The sequence below is a fragment of the Devosia sp. genome (genome assembly GCF_036406155.1).
Lineage (GTDB): Bacteria > Pseudomonadota > Alphaproteobacteria > Rhizobiales > Devosiaceae > Devosia_A.
In genome coordinates, this window is sequence record NZ_DASWVV010000185.1 from 1 (window position 1) to 23,725 (window position 23,725).

At 68.1% G+C, this 23,725-nt stretch carries 21 protein-coding genes and 1 tRNA gene; 7 read left to right on the forward strand and 15 right to left on the reverse strand.

Annotation, left to right across the window (positions count from 1 at the left end; all coding sequences use genetic code 11):
• On the reverse strand, nt 1-1,150 hold a 1,150-nt coding region (locus tag VGD93_RS12280; RefSeq protein ID WP_395012445.1), incomplete at its 3' end, for an AAA family ATPase.
• A 9-nt stretch (nt 1,151-1,159) separates the two neighbouring features.
• Nucleotides 1,160-1,546: an ATP-dependent Clp protease adapter ClpS gene (gene clpS, locus VGD93_RS12285; protein ID WP_395012447.1), complete on the reverse strand. Its 387-nt coding sequence runs from the start codon at nt 1,544-1,546 to the stop codon at nt 1,160-1,162.
• A gap of 292 nt (nt 1,547-1,838) precedes the next feature.
• Between clpS and VGD93_RS12290 the strand changes: the two genes are divergently transcribed.
• Complete coding sequence (locus VGD93_RS12290) at nt 1,839-3,500, forward strand: serine hydrolase (RefSeq protein WP_395012449.1); 1,662 nt, start codon at nt 1,839-1,841, stop codon at nt 3,498-3,500.
• Nucleotides 3,501-3,560: 60 nt separating this feature from the next.
• A complete protein-coding gene (locus tag VGD93_RS12295; protein ID WP_395012451.1) occupies nt 3,561-3,836 on the forward strand; it encodes a hypothetical protein in 276 nt (91 codons plus the stop codon).
• A 35-nt stretch (nt 3,837-3,871) separates the two neighbouring features.
• Here the strand turns inward: VGD93_RS12295 and nhaA are convergent, their stop codons facing one another.
• The 5 genes from nhaA to mgtE form a co-directional block, all read right to left on the reverse strand.
• Nucleotides 3,872-5,080 carry a Na+/H+ antiporter NhaA gene (gene nhaA, locus VGD93_RS12300; RefSeq protein ID WP_395012453.1) on the reverse strand — a complete coding sequence of 403 codons (1,209 nt, stop codon included), beginning with the start codon at nt 5,078-5,080 and terminating at the stop codon, nt 3,872-3,874.
• A 137-nt stretch (nt 5,081-5,217) separates the two neighbouring features.
• On the reverse strand, nt 5,218-6,126 hold the full coding sequence (locus tag VGD93_RS12305; RefSeq protein ID WP_395012455.1) for a division plane positioning ATPase MipZ: 909 nt from the start codon (nt 6,124-6,126) through the stop codon (nt 5,218-5,220).
• Between the two features lie 139 nt (nt 6,127-6,265).
• Complete coding sequence (locus VGD93_RS12310) at nt 6,266-6,697, reverse strand: DUF1489 family protein (protein WP_395012457.1); 432 nt, start codon at nt 6,695-6,697, stop codon at nt 6,266-6,268.
• Nucleotides 6,694-7,371, reverse strand: coding sequence for a glutathione S-transferase N-terminal domain-containing protein (locus tag VGD93_RS12315; protein ID WP_395012459.1), 678 nt, complete (start codon nt 7,369-7,371; stop codon nt 6,694-6,696). The genes VGD93_RS12310 and VGD93_RS12315 overlap by 4 nt, the downstream gene beginning before the upstream one ends.
• A 375-nt stretch (nt 7,372-7,746) precedes the next feature.
• A complete protein-coding gene (gene mgtE, locus VGD93_RS12320) occupies nt 7,747-9,162 on the reverse strand; it encodes a magnesium transporter (RefSeq protein ID WP_395012461.1) in 1,416 nt (471 codons plus the stop codon).
• 218 nt (nt 9,163-9,380) lie between these two features.
• On the opposite strand from mgtE, the gene recG reads away from it, so the two are divergent.
• The gene (gene recG / locus VGD93_RS12325; protein WP_395012462.1) at nt 9,381-11,489 is read left to right on the forward strand and encodes an ATP-dependent DNA helicase RecG; all 2,109 of its coding nucleotides are present in this window, start codon (nt 9,381-9,383) and stop codon (nt 11,487-11,489) included.
• On the opposite strand, the gene VGD93_RS12330 is transcribed toward recG, so the two are convergent.
• Genes VGD93_RS12330 through glmU form a run of 3 tightly spaced genes read right to left on the reverse strand, consistent with a single transcriptional unit; the run spans nt 11,486 to nt 15,064 of the window.
• A complete protein-coding gene (locus VGD93_RS12330; RefSeq protein WP_395012464.1) occupies nt 11,486-11,878 on the reverse strand; it encodes a DUF2237 family protein in 393 nt (130 codons plus the stop codon). The genes recG and VGD93_RS12330 overlap by 4 nt on opposite strands.
• Complete coding sequence (gene glmS, locus VGD93_RS12335) at nt 11,875-13,701, reverse strand: glutamine--fructose-6-phosphate transaminase (isomerizing) (protein WP_395012465.1); 1,827 nt, start codon at nt 13,699-13,701, stop codon at nt 11,875-11,877. The genes VGD93_RS12330 and glmS overlap by 4 nt, the downstream gene beginning before the upstream one ends.
• A 7-nt stretch (nt 13,702-13,708) precedes the next feature.
• A complete protein-coding gene (gene glmU / locus VGD93_RS12340; RefSeq protein WP_395012467.1) occupies nt 13,709-15,064 on the reverse strand; it encodes a bifunctional UDP-N-acetylglucosamine diphosphorylase/glucosamine-1-phosphate N-acetyltransferase GlmU in 1,356 nt (451 codons plus the stop codon).
• A 132-nt stretch (nt 15,065-15,196) separates the two neighbouring features.
• Between glmU and VGD93_RS12345 the strand changes: the two genes are divergently transcribed.
• On the forward strand, nt 15,197-15,973 hold the full coding sequence (locus VGD93_RS12345; RefSeq protein WP_395012469.1) for a hypothetical protein: 777 nt from the start codon (nt 15,197-15,199) through the stop codon (nt 15,971-15,973).
• Between the two features lie 134 nt (nt 15,974-16,107).
• Nucleotides 16,108-16,182, forward strand: a tRNA-Lys gene (locus tag VGD93_RS12350).
• Between the two features lie 75 nt (nt 16,183-16,257).
• Here VGD93_RS12350 and VGD93_RS12355 read toward each other — a convergent pair.
• From VGD93_RS12355 to VGD93_RS12365, 3 genes are all read right to left on the reverse strand, one after another.
• On the reverse strand, nt 16,258-16,596 hold the full coding sequence (locus tag VGD93_RS12355) for a hypothetical protein (RefSeq protein ID WP_395012470.1): 339 nt from the start codon (nt 16,594-16,596) through the stop codon (nt 16,258-16,260).
• 242 nt (nt 16,597-16,838) lie between these two features.
• Nucleotides 16,839-18,434, reverse strand: a complete 1,596-nt coding sequence (locus VGD93_RS12360; RefSeq protein ID WP_395012472.1) for a tetratricopeptide repeat-containing sulfotransferase family protein — start codon at nt 18,432-18,434, stop codon at nt 16,839-16,841.
• A gap of 70 nt (nt 18,435-18,504) precedes the next feature.
• On the reverse strand, nt 18,505-19,239 hold the full coding sequence (locus VGD93_RS12365) for an outer membrane protein (RefSeq protein WP_395012474.1): 735 nt from the start codon (nt 19,237-19,239) through the stop codon (nt 18,505-18,507).
• A 391-nt stretch (nt 19,240-19,630) separates the two neighbouring features.
• Here VGD93_RS12365 and VGD93_RS12370 point away from each other — a divergent pair, with 391 nt between their 5' ends.
• Together VGD93_RS12370 and VGD93_RS12375 are read left to right on the forward strand one after the other, a co-directional pair.
• A complete protein-coding gene (locus VGD93_RS12370; RefSeq protein WP_395012476.1) occupies nt 19,631-20,266 on the forward strand; it encodes an outer membrane protein in 636 nt (211 codons plus the stop codon).
• Between the two features lie 108 nt (nt 20,267-20,374).
• A complete protein-coding gene (locus tag VGD93_RS12375) occupies nt 20,375-20,743 on the forward strand; it encodes a DUF6766 family protein (protein WP_395012478.1) in 369 nt (122 codons plus the stop codon).
• A gap of 161 nt (nt 20,744-20,904) precedes the next feature.
• Here VGD93_RS12375 and pgi read toward each other — a convergent pair whose 3' ends face one another.
• Nucleotides 20,905-22,542 (reverse strand): glucose-6-phosphate isomerase, encoded by a 1,638-nt coding sequence (gene pgi, locus VGD93_RS12380; protein WP_395012480.1) that lies wholly within the window; start codon nt 22,540-22,542, stop codon nt 20,905-20,907.
• Between the two features lie 10 nt (nt 22,543-22,552).
• Complete coding sequence (gene tgt / locus VGD93_RS12385; protein WP_395012482.1) at nt 22,553-23,680, reverse strand: tRNA guanosine(34) transglycosylase Tgt; 1,128 nt, start codon at nt 23,678-23,680, stop codon at nt 22,553-22,555.
• Nucleotides 23,681-23,725: the final 45 nt, after the last annotated feature.

A 23,725-nucleotide genomic window follows, 5' to 3' on the forward strand; every position in this document is an offset into this window, starting at 1 on the left:
CGGTGTACTTGAGCTTGTGGTAGTCCTCGAAATACGGGCGCAGGCCTTTGACGATCTCGATGGCGTCCGGGATGGTCGGCTCGGAGACGTCGATCTTCTGGAAGCGCCGCACCAGCGCACGGTCCTTCTCGAAGAACTGGCGATATTCCTTGTAGGTCGTTGATCCGATGCAGCGCATGCCGCCCGACGCCAGTGCCGGCTTGAGCAGGTTCGAGGCGTCGAGGGCGCCGCCCGAGGTGGCGCCGGCGCCGATCACGGTGTGGATCTCGTCGATGAACAGGATGGCGTCGGGGTGCTTCTCGAGCTCCTTCATCACCGCCTTGAGGCGTTCCTCGAAGTCGCCGCGATAGCGCGTGCCGGCCAGCAGCGAGCCCATGTCGAGCGCGAAGATGGTGGCGTTGCGCAGCACCTCCGGCACCTCGCCTTCGACGATCTTGCGGGCCAGGCCCTCGGCGATGGCGGTCTTGCCGACGCCGGCGTCGCCGACATAGATCGGGTTGTTCTTGGAACGGCGGCACAGCACCTGGATAGTGCGGCGCAGTTCGGCATCGCGGCCGATCAGCGGGTCGATCTTGCCGGCGCGGGCCTTCTCGTTGAGGTTGATGCAGAAATCGGCGAGGGCCGAACTCTGCCCGCCCGAGCGCTCGGTCTCGTCCTGCCCGGCTCCGCCGGAATTCTCGGCGCCACGGATGCGGCGCTCCTCGTTCGGCCCGGACTTGGTGATGCCGTGGGAGATGAAGTTCACCGCGTCCAGCCGGCTCATGTCCTGCTGCTCAAGGAAGTAGGCGGCGTGGCTCTCGCGCTCGGCGAAGATGGCGACGAGCACGTTGGCGCCGGTGACCTCCTCCTTGCCCGACGACTGCACGTGGATGACGGCGCGCTGGATCACGCGCTGGAAGGCGGCCGTCGGCCGCGCGTCCTGGCCATTGGGCACGACGAGGCTGTCGAGTTCCTCGTTGATGAAGTCCTCGAGATCGCCCTTGAGCGCTTCGATGTCGACGTCGCAGCCGTTCAGCACCGAGATGGTGTCACGATCGTCGGTCAGCGCCAGCAACAGGTGTTCCAGCGTGGCGAACTCGTGCGCACGCTCGCGGGCGAGGTTCATCGCCTGGTGGAGGGCCTTTTCGAGTCCGCGCGAGAATGAGGGCATGTGAGGTTCCTATTGCTTTTCCATCACGCATTGCAGCGGGTGCTGGTTCTTGCGTGCCGTGTCCATCACGCGCGTGACCTTGGTTTCGGCCACCTCGAATGGATAGACGCCGCACTCCCCTACCCCCTGATTGTGGACGTGCAGCATGATGCGCATGGCGTCTTCGCGGGTCTTGTTGAAGACGTCCTGCAGGACGAGGACGACGAACTCCATCGGCGTGTAGTCGTCGTTCAGAAGCAGCACCCGGTACAGGCTCGGGCGCTTGGTTTTCGGCTTGGCCCGGGTGATCGTCCCGGTTTCCGACTTGGACCCGCTATCGCCGCGATCCTTGTCGTTGTCCCCCGCCGTCAGGCGGCGGGAACGCCTGATTTCCGTATTCGCGTGGATCGTACTCATGACCGGGTTTCGAACGTGGACGACGCAGCATTTGCGGTCATTATGTAGGCAAAACCCCGGCGGTGTTAAGGGGATATGGCAGTCAATCTTTCGCGCGGGTCGGGCGGCCTTTCGACGCCCGGCGGTAACCGCCCTAAAACCATCGCATTTTACGAAATTGTAACGGGGCGCCGGATAGAGTTCCTCCACCATCATGGGCACGGGTGTGAGGTTGTCTTGGGGGACCCTCGAACCGGCCGCAGTAGGCGTAGCGTACGGGCGAGTCAACGCCCGAAACGAGTTGGAGTACGGGGTGGTTTCCCAAGCAATTTCGGCGCTGGCGCGCTGGTCCACGGCGCGTATCGTCATGGCCGTCATGCTGGCACTCGTGGTGCTGGTTCCCTCGACGGCCGCAGCATCTTCCGTCCCCAGGAAATATGCCGGCATCGTCGTCGACGCCAAATCGGGCAAGGTCCTCTACGAGAGCGCCGCCGATGCGGCCCGCTATCCCGCCTCCGTCACCAAGGTGATGACGTTGTACGTGCTGTTCCAGGAACTGGCGGCCGGCAACATCAAGCTCTCGGACAAGATGGTTGTCTCCAGGCACGCCGCGGCGGCCGTCCCCACCAAGCTCGGGCTTCCAGCCGGCAGCAAGATCAAGGTGGAGGACGCCATCAAGGCGCTGGTGACGCTTTCGGCCAACGACATGGCACGCGTCATCGCCGAGCACATTTCCGGTACCGAGAGCGAATTCGCCAAGCGCATGACCGCCACCGCCAAGGCCCTCGGCATGTCGCGCACGACCTACCGCAACGCCTCCGGCCTGCCCGACAGCAAGCAGGTCACCACGGTGCGCGACCAGGCCATCCTCGGCGTCGCCATCTACCAGCACTTCCCCAAGTATTACGAATACTTCCAGACCAAGAGCTTTTCCTACGGCAAGCGCACCTACGGCAACCATAACCGGCTGCTGGGGTCGAACCATGTCGACGGCATCAAGACCGGCTATACCCGCGCGTCCGGCTTCAACCTGCTGACGGCCGCGCGCGACGCCGACCAGCACATCGTCGTTGTCGGCTTCGGCTTCGACAAGAGCGGCTCGCGCGATGCCAAGGTGCGCGAACTGGTCAAGAAGTATTTCCCCCAGAGCCGCAAGGGCAGCTATCTCGACACCGCCATGATCCCGGTGCCCGGGCGCAAGGGCGCCGTCGTGCAGGTGGCGGTGGCCGACCCCGTCGTTCCCCGCCCCTATCCCGCTTTCCGCAACGCGGTGGCTCCAGCCGCCACTGTCGCCGCGGCGCGCGTGGCCCAGGCCCCCGATCCTGCCGCGGTGCAAGCGCAACTCGAGAACCCGGTGATCGTTGCCAGCATGCCGACGCCGGCGCCGCGTCCCGCCGATCTCGGCTTCGACCCCGCCGTGCAGGCCGCCAACATGCTCGGGGGCGCCAGTGCCAGCCAGGCGGCAGCGCAGGACCGGCCGCTCGACGTCATCGGCGCGTGGCTGAGCGAGACCTTCTCGCTGGGAGCGGCGCCGGCGCCGCTCGGCCAGACCGCGCCGTCGGCACCGCTGCTGCCGCCCGTCGGCATCGGCGAAAGCGGCGAGCCCATCGACCTGATGACCAGCGGCGGCTCCGGCAACGCCCAGCCGGCCGCGGTCCCCGACCAACCGGCCCCTGCACCGCTCCAGGTCGCCGCGGTGGAAACACCCGCGCCCGCCGCCGAGCCGGCGGCGCCGGGCTGGGTCGTGCAGATCGGGGCAGCGCCCACCGAAAGCGGGGCCAACTCGCTGCTGGCGGGTGCGCGGGATCTCGTCGGCGGCCTCGACGACCTGCGGCCCTACGTGGAACGATTTGAAAAGAATGGCCAGGTATTCTTCAGGGCGCGGTTTACCGGCTTCGGCGGTCGGGACGACGCGACCGCGGTCTGCAAGCAACTCAAGCAAGCCAAGATGAGCTGCCTCGCGATGCAAAGCTGAGCATCGAAAAGGGAAGCCAACAGGGAAGCGAGTTTGTGGCAAGTGTTCGGAGTAGCCCAAATGAGCGACACGTCCAGCCTCACCGCACTGGCCCGCTTCGTCGGGCAGTCGCGCCTGTCGACGCCGGAGCCGCTGGCGTATCGGCGCACCATCTCCGCCATCGCCGGGCGGCTGCAGCCGCGCCCCGCCGCGGGGTACCGGGTGGCCGACCTGCTGGGCGCGGTGCTGGCCCTGTCGGCCCGCACCCGGCGCATGGCCCTGCCCCCGGCCCGCATCGAAGTCGACGTGTTTGCACCCGGGGGCGGCCGGGCCGTGCGGCTGCACCTGCCGGGCTGAGCGGCGCGTCCGGCGCCGCCGCGGCCCCGTAAAGGTCAGCCCTGCTCGACCGGAGCCCCGGCGCCAGCCGTGGCGCGCGAACTGTTGAGCAGGACGATCGTCCCCAGGCATGCGGCCACGAACGAGCCGAGCAGGATGCCGACCTTGACCTCGTCCTGGAGCAGCGGCAACCCGTCGAAGGCCAGCAGGCCGATGAACAGGCTCATCGTGAAACCGATACCGCACAGCATGGCCACGCCGGCCATCTGCGCCCACGAGGCCTGCGCCGGCAGTTCCGCCCAGCCGAGGCGGACAACGATCGCCACCGTGCCCAGCACGCCGATGAACTTGCCGGCGACGAGGCCGAAGGCGACGCCCAAGGTGATGCTGTCGAACAGCCGCTCCACCCCTACCCCGGCGAGCGAGACCCCGGCATTGGCGAAGCCGAACAGCGGCACGATCACGAACGGCACCACGATGATCAGCGCGTGCTCCAGCCGGTGCAGCGGGCTCGCCCGCGTGTCGTCGGCGCCGCCGGGCCGACGCCGCAGCGGAATGGTCAGGGCCAGCGCCACGCCGGCGAGCGTGGCATGGATGCCGGAGCGGTAGACGAGGACCCACAGCACCACGCCGAGGACCAGATACGGCAGGAGCCGGATGACGCCGCTGCGATTGAGGATGACGAGGAGGGCGAGCACGGCCGCGGCCATGGCCAGGTCGGGCAGCGACAGCCCGGTATTGTAGAACAGCGCGATGATCAGCACGGCGCCGAGATCGTCGATGATGGCAAGCGCGGCGAGGAAAATCTTGAGCGAGGCGGGCACGCGGCTGCCCACCAGCGACAGCACGCCGAGGGCAAAGGCGATGTCGGTGGCCGTGGGGATGCCCCAGCCGCGGATCGCCTCGGGATCGCCGGAGTTGAACGCGGTGTAGATGAGGGCCGGCACCGCCATGCCACCGGCCGCGGCGATCCCCGGCAGCAGTCGGCGCGGCCAGGTGGCGAGCTGCCCGTCGAGCATCTCGCGCTTGATCTCCAGCCCCACCAGCACGAAGAACACCGCCATCAGCGCGTCGTTGATCCAGTGCGAGATCGGCAGCGGGCCGAGCTGGACGTGCAGCGCCTCGAAATAGGCGCCGGCGAGCGGCGAGTTGGCGACAAGCATTGCCAGCGCTGCCGCCGTCATCAGCGCGATCCCGCCAGAAGCCTCGCCGTCCAGGAAAGCACGAAGCAGGGACAGCGGGCGGCGGCGTGTAATGATGGTCATGGATATCTCCCCCGGGGGGGCATACCGCTTTCCGCAACCTCGGTCCAGCACGACCATAGGCAAGAATCGAGGCCCTCCGTGCAGGCCCCGGGCCCTGCCAGGCCGAGGCGTTTCCGGCCGTTCCGGGGAGGCGCCGGCTAATCGGCGGGGATCGCCATGTGGTCGAAGCGCGGCGCGCGGTTGGCCGTCGCCGCGAGGGCCGCGCGGGCGGCGAGTCGGGCTTCGGCCAGGTCGCTCGACGGCAGTTTGAGGGCCTCGAGCAACTGGTGGTATTCCTGCCGGGCGCTGAGGTGCGAGGCCGACGGCGCGCCGCCGAGCAGCGCCTCGTCGAGCGGGTCGAACACGGTCAGCCCCATGGGAAAGAGCGAGCGGAAGACGACGCGCTCGGCGATGCCCTCGGCGACCCGGCAGCCGAGGCGGACGGCGATCTTTTCCAGCGCCGACTGCACCAGCCGCATGCTGCGCGAGGACAGCATGGAGATGCGGTTGCGCACCAGCACCCAGTCGATGGTGCGCCCGTCGATGGCCAGCCGCTCGGTGCGGGCCCGCTGCACGAGGCGGGCGTAGTGGCTCATCTCGCGCGGGTCGCCGGTGACGGGATCGACATGCGCCATGACGTCGAGGTCGATGACGCTGTCGTTGAGGGGCGTGATCAGCGTGTCGGCCAGCGAATGGGCGAGGCGAGTCAGGTGGGTGTCGAAGCCCGGCGTGTCGACGACGAGGAAATCGGCCTGCCCCTCGATCTCGATGATGGCCTGGCGGAACAGGTCGAACTCGAGCTTCTGGTTCTCCCGGATGGAATCGGAGCGCGTCAGCGGCAGGTGGTAGTGGGTGGTGTGGGGAAGCCTGAGATCGTGCGCCTGCGCCCAGTTGCGCCGGTTGCGGACATACTGGGTGAAGGTCTGCTGGCGGCTGTCGCAATCGATCGAGGCGACGCGAAAGCCGCGATAAAGCAGGTAAATGGCAAGGTGGAACGCGGTGGTGGACTTGCCCGAGCCGCCCTTCTCATTGCCCACGACAATGACGTGCGTCCCCGTCCGGTTCATCACACAATGCTCCTAGCCCCCTGGCCGGGGTCGAGACGACGGCAGGGGATTCGGCCCCGCCTGGCGGAAGCATGATCGCATCGGGGCGGTCCATCAAGAGGCAGATTTGCCGCCAGGGTCCCTGCCCGCGGCCCCTGGCTCACAGCAGGCCGAGTTCCGCCAGTTCCTCGGCCAGTTCGAGCGAGCCACCTTCCTCGAAGCCGGCCTGGCCGAGATCGGGCGGCGCATCCTCGGGCGTGAGATAGCGCCATCCCTGGAACGGCCGCTTGGGGCGCGGCACGACGCGCACCATGTGGGGCGACATGATGATGTCGCAGCAGCCGCGCCCTTCGCGGTCGGTGGCGGCGGCGAGCCGCAGGATGGGCTGGCGCGCGCGGATGACGCCGGAGATCACCCAGTAGATGGAGCCCCGCCCCTCGATCTCGGCGGCGCGCTTGGGCATCATGCGGGTGCGGTGGACGTGGATGTCCTCGCCGTAGTCGGCCCCCCACCAGTGCGCGCGCTCCTCGCGGTAGCTCTCCAGTTCCTCCAGCGTCGCCACGCCGACGCAGAGCTTGATCATGTGCATCATGCGCCGCCGCCCGCCGGTCCCTGGCGCCGGATGAAGTCGATCTCGTCGTCTTCCACGATCCATGGCTCGCGCAGCGCCTCGCCCAGCCATTCCTGGAAGGCGGGCACGGCATAGATCGCCTCGACATAGGCTTCGGCGGTATCGGAAGCCGGCAGCGCATAGGTGCGCAGGCGCGTGGCCAGCGGTGCGTACATTGCATCGGCGGCGGTGAACGCCCCGAACAGATAGGGGCCGCCGGAACGGTCCAGCAGTTCGCCCCACAGCGCTTCCACGCGCGCGAGGTCATCGGCGATGGTGTCGAGGTCGACCTTGCCGGCATGCACCGAGCGCAGATTCATCGGCGCCGCGCTGCGCAGCGCCGGGAAGCCGGCGTGCATCTCCGCGCTCGCGGCGCGGGCGCGGGCGCGCAGCTTGCGGTCGGCCGGCCAGATGGCCTTGTCCGGATAGCAATCGGCAAGATATTCGATGATGGCCGTGGTCTCGGGCAGGACGAGATCGCCGTCGACCAACACGGGCACCCTGCCGGTCGGCGAACGGGCGCGGATGTTTTCGCGCCAGTTGTCGCCGCTCAGCAGCACCAGTTCCTCCTCGAAGGGGATGTCGAAATGGCGCAGCACGAGCCAAGCCCGCAGCGACCAGCTCGAATAGTTGCGATTGGCAAAGATGAGCTTCATCGCGCACTCACCTAGACCCGCGCGTCCCACAATACAAGAAGGGCGCCGTGTGGCCGCGGCGCCCCTCCAATTCATGTGCTGTCGCCGGGCCTTCCGGCCTTGGTACGCGCTGGCTCCTAGGCGCCGGCAACGACAGAAAACACGAGCGACATCGCCACGAGACACACCAATGTCCATGACAGCGTCGGCACTGCGGACCGCCATGCGGCCTTGGGATGGTTCCGCATAGATGCTCCTCTGTTGCCGTTCAGGTGCCGGTGCGACCCCGCGAAGGGGCAAACGCGTCCCGGCAGGGAATCGTTAGCCGGGGGGACTCCCCGTGGCAAGCGACGCAAAAGCCACAGTGCATAAGTCCGCCCGGCCTGTGGAAATCGCTCAGAACAGCCCGAACCACAGCCCCGCCAGGCCGAGAAAGGCAAAGAATCCAATCACGTCGGTGATGGCGGTGACGAAGGTCGAGGAGGCGATGGCCGGATCGATCTTGAGGCGGTTGAGCGCCAGCGGAATGAGAATTCCGGCAGTGCCGGCCGCCACCATGTTGACGATCATCGCCATGCCGATGACGATGCCGAGGCTGAGATTGTTGAAGCGCACGGCGGTGACGATGCCGATGAGCAGGGCAAAGAGCACGCCGTTGACCAGCCCCACCGACATTTCGCGCAGGACCAGCCGGCCGATCCGGTGCGGATCGAGTTCGCGCAGGGCCAGGGCCCGCACCGTGATCGTCATGGTCTGGGTGCCGGCATTGCCGCCCATCGAGGCGACGATCGGCATGAGCACGGCGAGCGCCACCATCTGCTCGATGGTGGCGTCGAACAGGCCGATCACGATGGAGGCGAGGACGGCGGTGACCAGATTCACCACCAGCCAGCTCGAGCGGCTGCGCACGGCGCTCCATACGTTGTCGGACAGTTCCTCGTCGCCGACGCCGGCCAGCAGGCGGATGTCCTCGCTCGCCTCCTCGTGGATGACGTCGACCATGTCGTCGACGGTCAGCACGCCCACGAGCCGCTTGTTCTCGTCGACCACGGCCAGTTCGACGAGGTCGTAGCGCTCGAACATGCGGGCCGCCTCCTCCTGGTCCTCGCCGGCCTCGACCTCGAACAGGGTCTTGTTCATGATGTCTTCGATGCGGACCTGCCGCCGGGCCCGCAGGAACTTGTCGAGCGGCAGCGTGCCGAGCAGGCTGTAGCTCGGATCGACCACGTAGATCTGGAAGAATTCGTCGGGCAGGTCCTGCTCGCTGCGCAGGTAGTCGATGGTCTGGCCGACCGTCCAGAAGGGCGGAATGGCGATGAACTCGGTCTGCATCCGCCGGCCGGCAGATTCCTCGGGAAAGTCGAGGCTCCGCTTCAGGCTCAGCCGCTCGAACGCCGGCATCTGCGCGAGGATTTCCTCGCGGGCCGGCGCGTCGATGTCCTCGAGGATCTGCACGGCGTCGTCGCTGTCGAGGGCCGACACGCCGCGCGCCACCTGCTCGTTGGACAGCTCCTGCAGGATGTCGGCGCGAATCGTGTCGTCGACTTCGGTTAGCGCCGAGTAATCGAAGCGATCACCCAGCATCGTCACCAGGTGCACGCGCTCGCCGGCTTCGAGTGCCTCGAGCACGTCGCCGGTGTCGGAGACGTGCAGCGGCGCCATCATGTCGACGATTTCGGCGTCCTCGCCGGCCGCCAGATGCGTCCGCAGGCGGTCGATCCACAGCGAATTCAGGTGCCCTTCCGCATCGCGAAGCGCGTTGGGATCGGTGCGTTGTCCATCGCCCGGCGGAATGTCGGCAACATCGGTCATTGGGGGCCCGCGAGGCTGGAGCTTCGGGTTCAGGGCTGGTGTAGCCAATCGGCCGGCAATGCGCCAGCGTCGGCGCCGCCCCATGCCACGTTTTTGTTGGCCCATGAGGCGGATACCGGCGGGTCGCGACGCGCGTGCAGGTGGGGAGAACGCCCGCCGACCTTTGTGCCCGGCGCCGCGAACGTGCACATTGCCCGCCAGCAAGGAGACCTGTCACCGTGCCACGCCCGGCCCTGCTCGATCCGCTGTTCCGCTCGCTGCACTCCATCAAGGGCGTGGGGCCGCAACTCAGCGCCCTGCTCACCCGCTTCTTCGGGGCTCCGGAAGGCCAGGATGCGGTGGCGCTCGACGTGCTCATGCACATGCCCACCGGAGTGGTCGACCGCCGGCGCATGGAAGGCGTCGCCCGCACCTACCACAACCACGTGGCCACGCTGAAGCTGCATGTCGACCGGCACATGCCGCCGCCGCCTGGCAAGCCGCAGGTGCCGCACCGGGTGTTCGCCCACGACGAGACGGGCGACATCCAGCTGGTGTTCTTCCGCGCCAAGGGCGGCTGGGTGGAGCGGGCGCTGCCGGTCGGAGAGGAGCGCTACGTCTCCGGCATGATCAGCTTCTTCCAGGGCGAAAAGCAGATCACCCACCCCGACTACATCGTCGAGCCGGACGCCTTTGCCACGCTGCCGCTGGTCGAGCCGGTCTATCCGCTGACGCACGGGCTGCACGCCAAGGCGCTGACCAGGCTCACCCGCCAGGTGCTCGCCACCCTGCCCGAACTGCCGGAGTGGATCGCTCCGGACCGCCGCGCTGGATTCAAGTGGCCGGGGTTCCGGGACGCGATGCACGCCGTGCATGCGCCGCAGGCGCCCGAGGAGGCCGAATTGTGGGCGCCGGCACGCATGCGCCTCGCCTATGACGAGTATCTTGCCGGCCAGCTCGCGCTGATGATCGTCCGTTCGCAGCTGATGGCGGCCCGCGGCATCGCCCGCAGCTTCACCGGCGTCCTCACCGAACGCGTTGAGGCGGCCCTGCCGTTCACGCTGACCGACGGTCAGCGCCAGGCCCTCGCCGATATCCGGCACGACCTCGCCACGCCCGAGCGCATGTCGCGCCTGCTGCAGGGCGACGTCGGCTCAGGCAAGACGGCGGTGGCGCTGCTGGCCATGGCGGCCATGGCCGAGAGCGGCGCGCAGTCGTCGCTGATGGCGCCCACCGAACTGCTCGCCGCGCAGCACTACCGGACGCTGCAGCCGGTCTGCGACGCCGCCGGGCTGGGCATCGTGCTCCTCACCGGCAAGATGGCCGCGGCGGAGCGGCGCGCCGCCCTCGAGGGGATTGCCGCCGGCCGCACCCACGTCGTGGTCGGCACGCACGCCCTGTTCCAGTCGGGAGTGGAGTTCCGCAATCTGGGCCTCACCGTGGTCGACGAGCAGCACCGGTTCGGCGTGCACCAGCGCCTCGCCCTTTCCGAGAAGGGGCGACACACCGACCTGCTGGTGATGACGGCGACCCCCATCCCGCGCACGCTGGTGCTGACCCATTTCGGCGACATGGCGGTCAGCGTGCTCCGGGAGAAGCCGCGCGGCCGGCAGCCGATCGACACGGCCGTGCTGCCGATCACCGAGTATGCCCGGGTCATCGGCCGGCTGCAGGCGCGAATCGCCGAGGGAGCGCAGGCCTTCTGGGTGTGCCCGCTGGTCGAGGAGAGCGAGGCGCTGGACGTGGTTTCGGCGGAGGATCGCTTCGCCGAGCTCAAGAAGGCGTTCGGGGACCAGGTGGCGCTGGTGCACGGCCGGCTGAGTGCCAGCCAGAAGCAGCAGGTGATGGACCGCTTCATCGCCGGCGAAACCAAGGTGCTGGTGGCGACGACGGTCATCGAGGTCGGCGTCGACGTGCCGGCTGCCTCGATCATGATCATCGAGCACGCCGAGCGCTTCGGGCTGGCGCAATTGCACCAGTTGCGCGGCCGGGTCGGGCGCGGCGCCACCCGCTCGGCCTGCCTGCTGCTCTACAAGGGGCCGCTAAGCGCCACCGCACAGGCGCGGCTCGACACGATCAAGGCCACCGAGGACGGCTTCGTCATCGCCGAAAAGGACCTCGAACTGCGCGGCCAGGGCGACGTGCTGGGGACGCGCCAGTCGGGCATGCCGGGCTACCGGCTGGCGGTGCCCGACGTGCACCGGCACCTGCTGGAATTTGCCCATGACGACGCCCGGGACGCACTGGCCCGCAATCCCGGCCTCACCGGCAAGGAGGGGGAGGCGCTGCGCATCCTGCTCTATCTGTTCCGCAAGGACCTCGCCATCCCGCTGATCCGGGCGGGTTAGCTCAGATCCACCGCGTAGCGCTTCAGGTCCTCGAGCTTGACGTCGCGCAATGCCGCCTGGTGCGTCGCGGCCAACACCACGCGCGGCGCCATGCCGGCCCGCATCGCCTCCGCCCAGCGCAGCGCCACGAGGCACCAGCGGTCGCCTGCCTTGAGGCCGGGAAAGCTGAATTCCGGACGCGGCGTCGTCAGGTCGTTGCCGACCGACTTGGAAAAGGCGAGGAACGCCTCGGTCATCACCGCACAGACGACGTGCCGCCCCTGGTCCTCGGGGCCGGTGGAGCAGCACCCGTTGCGGTAGAAGCCGGTGACCGGGTCGGCCGAGCACGGGTGCAGCGGCTCGCCGAGCACGTTGAGGTCCGGTTCGGTCTCGAAAACCGGCTTGTTCATTCCACCGTCACGCTCTTGGCGAGGTTGCGCGGCTGGTCGACGTCGGTGCCCATGACCACCGCCGTGTGGTAGGCCAGCAGCTGCACGGGGATGGTCGCGAGGATCGGCGCCACGAAGCTGGCCACCCGCGGCAAGATGATGACGTCGTCGACGCCCTGCCCGGCACGCTTCGCCCCTTCCTCGTCGGTGATGAGGATGATCCTGCCGCCCCGCGCCGCCACCTCCTGCATGTTGGAGAGGGTCTTCTCCATCAGCTCGTCCGACGGCGCCACGACAATCACCGGCATCGCCTCGTCGACCAGCGCGATGGGGCCATGCTTCAGTTCACCTGCCGCATAACCTTCGGCATGGATATAACTGATTTCCTTGAGCTTGAGTGCACCTTCCATGGCCACGGGGAACATCGTTCCGCGCCCCAGGTAGAGTACGTCCCTCGCCTTGGACAGGCGCTTGGCGATGTCGGCGATCTGCCCCTCGGTATTGAGGGCGGCCGACACCGCACTGGGCAGCGCGACGAGGGCCCGCACCAGTTCCGCCTCCGCGGCGGCATCCAGCGCGCCGCGGGCGACGCCGGCGGCGATGGCGAGACTTGCCAGCGCGGTGAGCTGGGCGGTGAGCGCCTTGGTCGAGGCAACACCGATCTCGGGGCCGCACAGCGTCGGGAAGACGACCTGGCTCTCGCGCGCCATGGTGGATTCGGGGGAATTGAGCAGCGCGGCGACGTACTGGCCCTGGCCGGCGCAGTAGCGCAGCGCCGCCAGCGTGTCGGCCGTCTCGCCGGACTGCGAGATGAACAGCGACAGCCCGCCCGCCTCGAGCGGCGGCTCGCGATAGCGGAACTCGGAGGCGACGTCGACGTCGACAGGCAAGCGCGCGTACTTCTCGAACCAGTACTTGGCCACGGCGCCGGCATAATAGGCGGTGCCGCAGGCCGAGATGGTGAGCCGGCTCAGCGCCGCGAAATCGAAGGGCAGCTGCTCGCGCAGCGCCACCTTCTCCGCCCCCATGTCGACGTAGTGGCTCAGCGTGTGGGAAATGGTCTCGGGCTGCTCGTAGATCTCCTTGGCCATGAAGTGGCGGTGGTTGCCCTTGTCGACCAGGGCGGCGGAGGCCGAGGAAATCAGCGTCTCGCGCTGCACGATGGCGTCGGAGCCGTCGCGGATGGTGACGCCCCGGGGGGTCAACACCGCCCAGTCGCCGTCGTTGAGGTAGCACAGCTTCGAGGTGAACGGGGCTAGCGCCATGGCGTCCGAGCCCAGATACATCTCCGTCGTGCCGTAGCCGACGGCGAGCGGCGCGCCGCTGCGGGCGGCAATCAGCAGCGCCTCTTCGCCGCGGAACAGGAAGGCGAGGGCAAAGGCGCCGCGCAGGCGCTTGAGCGTGCGGGCGACGGCCAGTTCCGGGTCGGCGCCGCGGTCCAGCTCGCGGGTCACCCACAGCGCGACGGATTCGGTGTCGGTCTGCGTCTTGGGCAAATAGCCGTCGGCGGCGAGGTCGGCGAGCAGCTCGCGGAAATTCTCGATGATGCCGTTATGCACGACCGCGACGCGCTCGGTGGCGTGCGGGTGGGCATTGTGCTCGGTGGCGGCGCCGTGCGTGGCCCAGCGCGTGTGGCCGATGCCGATCTTGCCGCCGAGCGGCTCGAAGGCCAGCTTCTGGGCAAGGTTGCCGAGCTTGCCCTCGGCGCGGCGGCGCATGATCGCCCCGTTCTCCAGCGTGGCGACGCCGGCGCTGTCATAGCCGCGATATTCGAGGCGCTTGAGGGCGTCGACGAGCCGCCCCGCGACCGGCTCCACGCCAATGATGCCGACGATCCCGCACATCTTCGCCCTACTCCTTTGCCCTTGCGCGTTTCACCGCCTCGGCGCGCGCCCTAAGCTTGCCGGCATAGCCGGGCTTGTTCTCCTGCCGTCCCCGAGCCAGCGCCAGCGCGCCGGGCTCGACGTCGCGCGTGATGACGCTGCCGGAGGCCACATAGGCGCCCTCGCCCACGCTGACCGGCGCCACCAGCGAGCTGTTCGAGCCAATGAAGCTGTCGGCGCCGATGACGGTGCGGTGCTTGTTCACGCCGTCATAGTTGCAGGTGATGGTGCCGGCGCCGATATTGGCGCGCGCACCTATATCGGCGTCGCCGATATAGGTCAGGTGGTTGACCTTGGCGCCGCGGCCGATGCGGGCGTTCTTGACCTCGACGAAATTGCCGGCCTTGGCGCCCTCCTCGAGTTCGGCGCCGGGGCGCAGCCGGGCGAACGGCCCGATCGTCGCCCCAGGCCCGACCTGCGCGCCCTCGAGATGGCAGAAGGCGTGGATCACGGCACCCTCGCCGACGCGCACGCCGGGGCGGAACACCACGTTGGGTTCGATCACGACGTCCTGGGCGATCTCGGTGTCCCAGGAAAAATACACGCTCCCGGGATCGTGCAGGGTGACGCCGGCGGCCATGTGCTCGCGGCGCCTGCGCTCCTGGAAGTAGCTTTCGGCCAGCGCCAGTTTGGCGCGGTCATCGGCCCCGATCACCTCGCGCGGGTCGACGACGGTGAAGGCGACGGCGAGATCGTCGATATTGGCCAGTTCCACCGCGTCGGTGAGGTAGTACTCGCCCTTGGCGTTGTCGTTGCCGATGCGGTCGATGACGGCCCGCAACGTCGCCGCCTTGAAACCCATGATGCCGGAGTTGCACAGCCGCACCGCCCGCTCTGCCTCGGTCGCGTCGCGGTGCTCGCGGACGGCGAGCAGTAGCTCGCCGGCGGTGAGCAGGCGGCCGTAGCCCGTGGGGTCCTCGGGCTCGAAGCCCACCACGACCAGGTCCGCGCCGTCGTCCAGCCTGGCCGTCACCGCGGCGACGGTCTGCGCCGTGACCAGCGGCGTGTCGCCGTAGAGCACCACGACATTGCCCGATGCGTTGGCGTAGGCGGCCTGCGCCGTGCGCACCGCATGCGCCGTCCCCAGGCGCTCGGCCTGCTCGAACACCATCGCCGACGGTGCCTGCCTTGCGACGGCCGCCCGGATGTCGTCGTGGCCGGGCCCGATGACCACGGCCATCTCGCCGGCGCCGGCGGCCAGCGCCGCGCGAAGCACATGCGAGACCATCGGCAGGCCGCCGACCTCGTGCAGCACCTTGGGCGTGGCCGAACGCATGCGGGTGCCCTCCCCCGCGGCCAGGATGATCGACAACAATTCAGCCATGCACGCCCTCTTTGCGGCGAGGTTTCCAGCACTTTTATGGCAGCAAGTTGTTGGCATTCCGATAACGCGCCGCCCGCGGTGATAAACTGCACAGGGCCGGCCTGATTCGACAGGCCGTGGGTGGGGGATCGCTTGGCACGGGCAGCAGACCAGGTTCGCGCGTCGGACGTGACCTTCTGGGGATTGGTGGCGCTGGGCTGCTGGGCCTTCGCCGTGCTCGCCGCCAATGTCTCCGCCCTCGTCCCGACGGGCGCACTCGGAGCGCTGCATGCCTCGCGGCTCGAGGGGGCGACGGTGAACCAGTTGCGCGCGCAGGTGGCCGCGCTCGAACTCGACGCCCAGCGCCTGCGGCGCGACAACAACCAGCTGCTGCAGCGCTTCACCATGGCCGAGCAGGCGAGTGGCGAAGTGGCCCGCCGGGTCGGCGCGCTCGAGGTGGCCGTGCCGCTGCTCAGCGACGCTGCGGCGGCCGGGCCCCGGCTCGACCGGACTCTCACCGGCGCCATCGGCGCTGGCGCCGTGCTGAGCTTCGATGCCGAAGGCGGCACGGTGAGCGTGCAGCACAAGCCCCTCGACGCCGTGCAGCCCGGCCTGCGCCCGGCGACGGTGGCGACGCAGGAGCCGCCGGCGCGCGCCGATCCGAACGCCTTCGGCCTGGCCCTGGCTTTCCCGGTGGAGGCCGACGACGCCGAGGCGCAGTGGCAGAGCCTCACGGCCCGGGTCGGCACGCTGCTGATCGGGCTCGCGCCGCTGCTGGCGCCGGTCGAGGGCAGCAGCAGCCGGCAGATCGTCGCCGGCCCGCTCGCCAGCCGCTCCGCGGCGGAGGAACTGTGCGCGCGCATGGATCGCGTCGGCATTCCGTGCGTACCGGCGCCCTATGCCGGCGACCACCTGCCGCTGCTGAACTAGGCCAGGCCGACGCCCCGAACCGCCGCGGGAATGCGGCCCACCGCGGCTCCCGGCCGGTGCTGGCGGCCCGGAATTGCGGTTGACAGCAAGGGGCGAGGGACTATGTTCCGCGCCGGCGCGCCAAGCGCCAGGCTGCGCCCGTAGCTCAGTGGTAGAGCATCCGACTTTTAATCGGATGGTCCCGGGTTCGAATCCCGGCGGGCGTACCAAATTTCAGGTTCCGGCAGTGTCGTATCCCGGTCGGCGCCAGGGGCGGCGAGGTTCCCGCCCCGGGCGTTATCGAGCTACCTGTTCCCGCACACGGCGGAGTTGTTGAGGCCGGTCTGGGTGCCATTGGCACCGGGATCGCCGGGATCGGAGTTGATCCCCATGTTCAGGTCCTGGCCAAGATAGCCGAACGTGCCCGAACCGGCGCCGGTGTCGCATTGCGCCCCAACGGCCTCGGCCTGGATGCGCCCCGGATTGTTGTTGTAACGATCACCGCCCGGGGTGGAATTCCCGGCCGCAACGGCCATCCCCGGCAACGCAAGAGCCCCGATCGCAACAACAGCCACAAGCAGTTCATCAAAATATCCCCCATTAGTAATGCCCGCCACTATTGATCCGCCGGCGGGCAGACGCAAGTCCCGCAACCTGCGTCCGGCGGGCGGAACCAGGTGGGCAGCAGCCGCGTTCTTCCCGCGCTGACCTCCAATGTCGGCACTCGCTGGCCAGATGAGCCACCCGCTTCAGATGCGCCAGCGAGTTCCGGGGGACCGTGACCATGCTCGACAGCATCATTTCGGCGGTGCTTGCTGCGCTGCTCATCGGCACGTTGATCGCCGTGCCTGTCCTGTGGATGCTCGGCCTGCTGTAGCGGCGCCCGTCAGGCCGGCGCGAGGTCTCCCAGCGCCTCGACGAGCGGGCCGAGATGGCGCTCGTAGGGGCGCCAGCGCTCTATCGATGTCCTGTAGATGGGCTGGCGCACCTGCCAGCGCGAGATGGTCGACACGCTGCGCGCATTGGCGAAGAACTCGAGGCAGGCCGGGTGCCAGTCGAGGCCGATGAAGTCGAGCATCCGGCGCGTCACCGCCTCCTGGTCGGCGACGAGGTCCTCGTAGTGCACGTCGAGGATCATGCCGGGCAAGACGCGCCGCCAGTGGTCCATGAGCGCGGCATAGGTGCGGTAGTAGCGGCCCAGCGTCGCCAGGTCGTCGGCATAGGCGTGCGCGGTCGAGAACATGTTGGAGTAGATCGAAAAGCAGTTGTCGAGCGGGTTGCGCCGCATGTGGATGACGCGGGCCCGCGGCAGCAGCAGCGCCACCAGCCCGACAAAGGTGAAATTGTGCGGCATCTTGTCGGTGATGCGGCGCGGCGTGCCGGGCGCGAGCGCCGCCAGCTTGTCGAGGTAGGTGGAGGCAAGTGCCTTGGTTTCGGCGGGGCCGAGCCCGACGATCTTCTCGACAAACAGGCCGCCGTCGCCCAGCGAGAACAGCAACTGGTTGGCGATGTCGTGCAGGTAGTTGAGCTCGCCCGCGCCGTGCACTTCGGGATGGCTGGCGAGGATCTGCTCGGCCAGCGACGTGCCGGAACGCGGCATGCCGACGATGAACACGGGCAGTTCGCTCGGCTCTCCCCAGCCGGCGCGCGACTTGAGGAACCCTGGGTTGAACAGGCCGGTCAGGCGCTTCTGCCGGCCCTCGTGCTGGGCCATGTCGTAGCGGGCGCGTGATGCCGCCTTGGCCCGTTGCAGGTGGGCGAAGGCCGCGTCGGGCCGCTGGAGATCCATGCATGTCTTGGCGGCGGCATAGCCCAGCAGTGCGCGTTGCGCCCGCGCCTCGGCGGCGCCGAGTTGCGCCTCTGCCGCCTCGATCTCGGCCAGCACGTTCTTGTCGGGCGTCTGGCGCACGCAGTTGGCAAGTCCGTAGAGCGCTGCGGCGCGGCCGCCGCCCTTGTCGATGGCCGCCCGGTAGAGCGGTTCGGCCTCCTCGCCCCGGCCGAGGTCGGTGAGCGCTTCGGCCCAGGCGAGATGCGCCTCGGGAGCGGCAGGCCGCAGCGCGGCGGCGCGCTCGAGATAGGGCAAGCCCCTGCCCGCCTGGCCGAGCTTGCGCAGGGCCCGCCCGAGATTGCACAAAGCCTCGTACATCGAGGGGCGAAGCTGCAGCGCGCGCTCGAGGTAGGGGACGCCCTCCTCGGGCTTGCCGCCGAGCGCCAGCGCGTTGCCGAGATTGTTGAGGTAGCGCACCTCGCGCGGCGCGGCGGCGAGTGCCTTGGTGAAATAGTTGATGGCAACGTCGATGCGTTCGGCAGCGACCGCCAGCGTGCCCATGGCGTTGTTGGCATCGGCATGGGCCGGATCGTGGTGGAGGATGGCCTGGAAAGAGGCCTCGGCCTCGCGCAGCCGGCCCTGCTCTTGCAGAGCCAGCCCGCGTTCCATTACGCCCCTGGTCTTGCGTGAAACGCCGGTGGTCGTCTGGGCCATGTGGGAAGCTTGCTACGAACAGGCGAAGGGCGGCAAGCCGCCCCTCGTGTTGAACGACTGACCCTCGACTTCAGAACTCGAAGGTGAGCCCCGCCTGCAGGACGTGCTCGACATACATGATGTCGTCCGCCGCACAAGCTCCGCTGCCACCAGGATAGCCGCAAGGATCGGTACTGTCGCTGAAGTTCGCCCCGAGGACCGCCTTGGCGCGATAGCCGAGATCGACTTTCATGTTGTCCGAGAAGTCGTATCGCACGCCGAGGCCGAGTTGGGCGGCAGGCGCGAGTCCCGCCACATCCCACATGTAGTCCGGATCGTCGTAGATCGTTACGCTGGGCATGACCCACGCCGCACCGACGCCGCCGCCGACATAGGGGCTGAAGCCGCCGCCCATGTCGAGGTCCCACCACACGTTGCCCAACATGTAGATCGTCGAGAGTGAGCCGGTGGCTGTACAGTCGCCGGGAGCGCACTCCCATTGCGGGATGAAGTCCTCATCATCGATGTTGCGATGGGTGAACGACAACTCGAACTCGCCGCGCAGATTCGAGGTGATGTTGGTGCCGACGGCAACGCCACCTGCGAAGCCCCAGCCCGCATCGAGTTCGATCGTGCTCGAACCGAAGTACTGCCCGGAGATCGTCGTCGGTGCGGTGAAGCCGGCAAAGACACTGGCATACATGGTTGGCGCCATCATGGTCGGACCATAGTCGATCGTCTGCAGGACGTCAGACCCGAACGCCTGCGGCGCTACCAGGCACATGGCCGCGATAGATACGGCGCCTGTCACATGACGCATCATCATTCTTCCCCTTGGGTTCCTCGCTGCCCCCGTTGCGCAGGATGCTGTTGCTTTGGGCGCATGGCAATCCGTGTTGCAGTGCAAGGCACGACTTCGTCTTGATACCGTGCTGAAAAGGACACACTTTTTACTAGCCTATTAACTCACTGTTAATTCACATGAATCCTTTCCTTGCCGACATAGTTGATATCATCTCAATGTCGCGCCCATCCATCTTGCCGGCTGCGACGGCCGGACCCGATCGGAAGGGGCGCCGAGGGCCCGTCACGCTGTGGCAACCCGGCAACAATCTTTGAATATCAGCGCTTTGGCGCCGCCCGCAGCGGTTGTCTTCGCGCGTCGAACCGGCGACAAGCGACGATACGGTGCTTGTGCCGACATCATGGGGATCCGATTGACCAGAATCGCTATCGCTGCCGGCGTTGCCGCATGCGCATTCGCCAGCTCCGCCCTCGCCGCCGACCTGATCGTCGACAAGGCGGTCGACTACGCGACACCGGCCGCTAACGGCCTCTACATCGAACTCCTGGCGGGCGTCGCCTTCCCCGGGACGTATGAGTATGACGGCCCCGACGATCCCTACGACATCCCGCTCGGGGGTGCCCTGGCCGGCGTCATCGGCTTCGACACCGGCCTCGGCGGCCTGTCGGTCGAAGGCGACGTCTTCATCTCGCAGCGCGACTATGAGGATGGCCTGTACACGTTGACCACGGGCACGGCGATGGCCGCGCTCAAGTACACTGTCGATCTCGACGAGACCTTCTCGCTTTACGGCGCTGCCGGCCTCGGCGGCTTCTACCTGCGCGATGAGGATGCGGACGACGGCGACCTCTATATCGATAGCTGGGGCCTCGGCTATCTGCTCAAGGCCGGCGTCACCGCGCAGGTGGCCGACAATGTCAGCCTCGTGGGCGAACTTCGCTACGCCAACAGCTTCTCGCCGGTCGAATATGTCGACAGCGACAGCGAGACGAACACGGGTCATATCGGCGTGGGCGCGGCCCTGGTCGGCGTCAAGCTCGACTTCTGATCTCGCGGCCGGGGCCCCTCGCCAGGAGCCCCGGCCCGCCTCCTCCACGCTGGAACCGCGCACCCGAGGCGACGTTTAGCTTCCCACAGCAAACGGGGAGCCGACCGCATGTCCCTCTGGAAGAAATACGGGTTCGCCTGGGTCACCATCGGGTTCCTGCTGTTCAGCCTTATCGGCCACTGGATCTTCGGCTGGCTCGCCTTCGTCGACGAGCAGCAGGCGGTGGGCGCTCCGGTCGAGGCCGGCGCCTTCGTCATCCAGATGCTGCGCGATACCTTCGAGAACTGGCAGTCCGAGTTCCTGCAGCTGCTCTGGCAGGTCGTGGGGCTGACGCTGCTGCTCTATGTCGGCTCGCCGCAATCCAAGGAGAGCGAGGACCGCTCGGAGGAAATGCTCAAGGCGATCATGCGCAAAGTCGACCCCGACCGGGCCGCCGCCACGCTGGCCGAAATCGAGAAGAAATTCCCGAGCAAGTGACGGGGAACCGCAGCGCCCGCCGGCCGTTTGCCGCAAGGGAAGGCGGTGCGTGTCAACCGGACACGGCGGCACCATGGGAACGGCGCGATTTTTCCGGTTTCCCGCGCCGGCCAACGAAACGGCAGACGAGCCCTGACTCCGCCCGCATTGCCTTCCTGCCCTCACTCCCTGAGCTTGTGGAAGTATTCGAGAAGCCCGCGCGTCGAGCTGTCGTGGCCGACCGGCTCTTCCGTGCCCTGCACCTTGGGCAGCAGCGCCTTGGCGAGTTGCTTGCCGAGTTCGACTCCCCACTGGTCGTAGGAGTTGATGTCCCAGATCGTCCCCTGCACGAACACCTTGTGCTCGTAGAGCGCGATCAGGCTGCCCAGCCGGTCGGGCGTCAGCCTGGGATAGAGCAGCGTGTTCGACGGCCGGTTGCCGGGAAATACCTTGTGCGGGGCCAGTGCCGCGACCCGGGCCGCGTCCAGCCCCGCGGCGCGCAGCTCGGCAACGACCTCTTCCCTGGTCTTGCCCAGCATCAGCGCCTCGGATTGCGCCAGCACGTTCGCGACGAGCTTGTCGTGGTGCGGGACGAGGTCCTCATGCGGATTGGCGGCGACGAGGAAATCCACCGGGATCACGTCGGTGCCCTGGTGGATCAGCTGGTAGAAGGCGTGCTGGCCGTTGGTGCCCGGCTCGCCCCAGATGATCGGGCCGGTGGGATAATCCACCGGCTGGCCGGCCAACGTCACCGACTTGCCGTTGCTCTCCATGTCCTGCTGCTGCAGGTAGGCGGGAAAACGCGACAGGCGCTGGTCGTAGGGCAGCACGGCGTGCGTCGAGAAGCCCCAGGCGTTGCGGTACCAGACGCCGAGCAGGCCCATGATCACGGGCAGGTTGCGGGCGGGCGGCGTCTCGAGGAAATGCCGGTCCATCTCGTAGGCGCCGGCGAGGAAGGCCTCGAAATTGTCGAAGCCGACGGCGAGTGCCACCGGCAGGCCGATGGCGGACCACACCGAGTAGCGCCCGCCGACCCAGTCCCAGAAGCCGAAGATGCGATCGAAGCGGATGCCGAAGGCATCGCAGCCGCGCAGATTGGTCGAGACGGCAGCGAAATGGTCCTTGACCGCCGCCTCGCCCAGCGCCGCCGCGACCCATGCCCGGGCCGTCGCAGCGTTGGTCATGGTTTCGTCGGTGGTGAAAGTCTTGGAGGCGACGATGAACAGGGTGCGGCGCGGATCGAGGCCCTTCAGCGTGTCGCCGATATGGGCCCCGTCGACGTTGGAGACGTAATGGCTCCTCAGGTCTGGGCGGGTGTAGGGCGCGAGCGCCAGCGTCACCATGGCCGGTCCGAGGTCGGAGCCGCCGATGCCGATATTGACGATGTCGGCGAACCGCTCGCCGGTGGCGCCGCGCAGGGAGCCGTCGCGCACGTGCCCGGTAAAGGCCCGCATGCGCTCCAGCACCTCGCGCACCTGCGGCATGACGTCGGCACCATCGACCATGACGGGGTCGCTGCCGCGGTAGCGCAGCGCCATGTGCATGACGGCGCGGTCCTCGGTGGTGTTGATGTGTTCGCCCGCCCACATGCGGTCGCGCCGCGCCTCGACGCCGGCCGCCCGCGCCAGCGCCAGCAGGGCGTCCATCGCCTCGGCATCGATGCGGTTCTTGGAGTAGTCGAGCAGCAATTCGCCGGCATTGGCCGAGAAGCGCTCGAAGCGGCCCGGGTCCCGTTCGAACAGGACGCGCATCGGCGTCTCGGCGAGGCGCTGGCGGTGCTCCATCAGGGCATTGAGGGCAGTCTTGCGCGCAGTCGCCATATGTCTTCCCCTAGAGCGTCGGCAGGTCGCCCCGCGCCCAGCCGGCGCGCGTTTCGGCCGCGAAATCGGTGAAAGTGCCCGCCGCGATGGCATCCCGCGCCCCCGCGACCAGTTCCTGATAATAGGCAAGGTTGATCTGCGAAAGGATCATCGCACCGAGAATTTCCTCGCTGCGCACCAGATGGTGCAGATAGGCCCGCGAGAACCGGCGGCAGTTCTCGTTCGGCGATTGCTCGTCGATCGGGCGGGGGTCGTCGCGGTGGCGCGCGTTCTTGAGGTTGATGACGCCGAAGCGGCTGTAGACGTGGCCGTGCCGGCCGGCGCGGGTAGGATGCACGCAATCGAACATGTCGATGCCGCGCGCGATGGCGCCGAGGATGTCGTCCGGCTTGCCGACGCCCATCAGGTAGCGCGGCCGCTCCGCGGGCAGTTCCGGCGTGACCTCGTCGAGGACGCGGAACATCGTCTCCTGCGGCTCGCCGACGGCGAGGCCGCCCACGGCGTAGCCGTCGAAGCCGATGGATATGAGCCCCGCCGCCGAACGGGCGCGCAGCCCGGCGTCGTCGCCGCCCTGCACGATGCCGAACAGGGCGCGATGCGGCCGGCGGCCGAACGCTGCCCGCGAGCGTTCGCCCCAGCGCAGCGACAATTCCATGGCGCGCTCCATCTCGGCGCGCCCGGCCGGCAGGGCGATGCATTCGTCGAGCTGCATGACGATGTCGCTGTCGAGCAGGGTCTGGATTTCGATCGACCGCTCGGGCGTCAGTTCGTGCGCGCTGCCGTCGATATGGGAGCGGAAGGTGACGCCCTTTTCCGTGAGCTTGCGCAGCTTGGCCAGCGACATCACCTGGAAGCCGCCCGAATCGGTGAGGATCGGGCGCTCCCAGTCCATGAAGCGGTGCAGCCCGCCGAGCGCCGCCACCCGCTCGGCGCCCGGCCGCAGCATCAGGTGGTAGGTGTTGCCGAGCACGATGTCGGCGCCGGTGGCGCGCACCTGCTCGGGATACATGGCCTTGACCGTGCCCGCCGTACCCACGGGCATGAAGGCAGGCGTGCGGATGTCGCCGCGGGACGTGTCGATACGGCCACGGCGCGCCATCCCGTCCGTGGCGAGGAGGGTGAAGGAGAAATCGGTCATGCGCGGCTAATTAGCGGGCCGATCGGCTCCTGTCACCCTGCCTGG